This window comes from Micromonospora arida, assembly GCF_003857035.1.
Taxonomy (GTDB): domain Bacteria; phylum Actinomycetota; class Actinomycetes; order Mycobacteriales; family Micromonosporaceae; genus Micromonospora; species Micromonospora arida.
Genome location: NZ_QGSY01000138.1, coordinates 1 through 1,349, shown reverse-complemented (window position 1 = coordinate 1,349; position 1,349 = coordinate 1). Strand labels below are relative to the sequence as shown.

Here is a 1,349-nt window from a genome sequence, read left to right as displayed (position 1 = left end):
AGAGGTGTATAAGAGACAGGTGGTGGGTGGGTTATTCGCCGGTTGGGGTTTCGGCGGCGGTTCTCAGGTTGGGGGCGCTGGCCGGTTCGGCGATGCCGCCAAGCGACTCGGCGAAACCCGCGGGCTCCGCGGTCTCCGCGGCGACCGCCGGCTGGTCGGCCGGCATGACCTCGGGCATCTTGGGTACGGCGACCACTGCCGTCCCGTACGCGCAGATCTCCATCCACATCTCGCCGCAGTCCCGGCTGTCGAACCGCATGCCGATCACCGCGTTCGCGCCGAGCCGCAGGGCCTCCTCACCGAGGCGGGCCACCGAGTCGGTGCGCCAGCGGGTCAGGTTGTCCGGGGCCATCGGGTCGTACGCGCCACCGCGCAGGTTCTTCACACCCTCGCGGTACGGGTTGCGCGTCCTGGCCATCGATGACACCACCTCACCGAGAATCTGGCGGATCTCGTAGCCGGGCAGTTGCTCTGTCGTCACGACCAGCACGGTTCCGATGCTGTCAGGAGTGGCGCGACCCGATCGTGTGCATTGTTCACCTGATCGGATGCTGCAAAACGACGCGGCGCGGACGGCCGGCACGTGGCCGACCATCCGCGCCGAGCGGGGCGCTAACCGTCAGACACCGGCCACCGAGGTGATCCAGGCCCGGTTGTACGCAACGCTGCCGTAGTTCTGGATGCTCGACCCGTCGGCGGTGGAGGCGACGCCGACCTGCTGACCGTTGTAGAACTGCGGGCCGCCGGAGTCACCGCGCCAGGCGTTGCCGTTGATCCGGGTGCTGCGGATCGCCTGGCCGCCGTACGCGTCGGTGGCGCTGTTGCTGGTCACCCGGACGGTGGCGGTCTTCAGCTGGGTGGACGCCGAGCAGCCGCTGTAGCAGGTCATGCCCCAGCCGTAGATCGAGTTCGTCGAGTTGATCGGCGGGTTGCTGCTGGCCAGGCTCACCGTGGAGGTGCTGACGGCGCTGGAGAGCCGCATGAGCGCGAGGTCGTTGCGGGTGTAGGTGGCGCTGACGGTGCGGGTGACCCCGCCGGAGGTGCGGTTGACGCTGCCGATCCGCACCGACATCGTGCCGTTGATGCAGTGCCGGGCGGTGAGCACCCACTGCGCGGCGATGACGCTGCCGGAGCAGGTGAACGAGCCGTTGCTGAGCACCGCGGCGGCCCAGGGGGCGGACGAGACGGTGCCGCCACCGATGATGAGCGGGCTGGGCGGGGAGGCGGACGCGGCGGACGTGACGCCGAGGGCGCCGACCAGCGCGGTGCTGAGGACGGCGAGCAGGGGGCGGATGCGCATCGGGTGGACTCCTTGGACGGGGCGGGCCCGGGATCGCCGGGTGCAGGTG

The 1,349-nt window shown here is 70.1% G+C and carries 2 protein-coding genes; both read right to left on the bottom strand.

Annotation, left to right across the window (positions count from 1 at the left end):
• Positions 1–31 precede the first annotated feature (31 nt).
• Entirely contained in the window at positions 32–595 is a 564-nt protein-coding gene (locus DLJ58_RS08875) for a YbjQ family protein (protein WP_124854714.1), read from the bottom strand.
• 24 nt (positions 596–619) lie between these two features.
• Positions 620–1,300 carry a S1 family peptidase gene (locus DLJ58_RS08870; RefSeq protein WP_124854713.1) on the bottom strand — a complete coding sequence of 227 codons (681 nt, stop codon included), beginning with the start codon at positions 1,298–1,300 and terminating at the stop codon, positions 620–622.
• Between the last annotated feature and the right edge of the window lie 49 nt (positions 1,301–1,349).

What these genes read in the sequence shown, in the direction of transcription:
- DLJ58_RS08875 (WP_124854714.1), bottom strand. Translation starts at nt 595, where the DNA reads ATGGTCGGCCACGTGCCGGCCGTCCGCGCCGCGTCGTTTTGCAGCATC.
- DLJ58_RS08870 (WP_124854713.1), bottom strand. Translation starts at nt 1,300, where the DNA reads ATGCGCATCCGCCCCCTGCTCGCCGTCCTCAGCACCGCGCTGGTCGGC.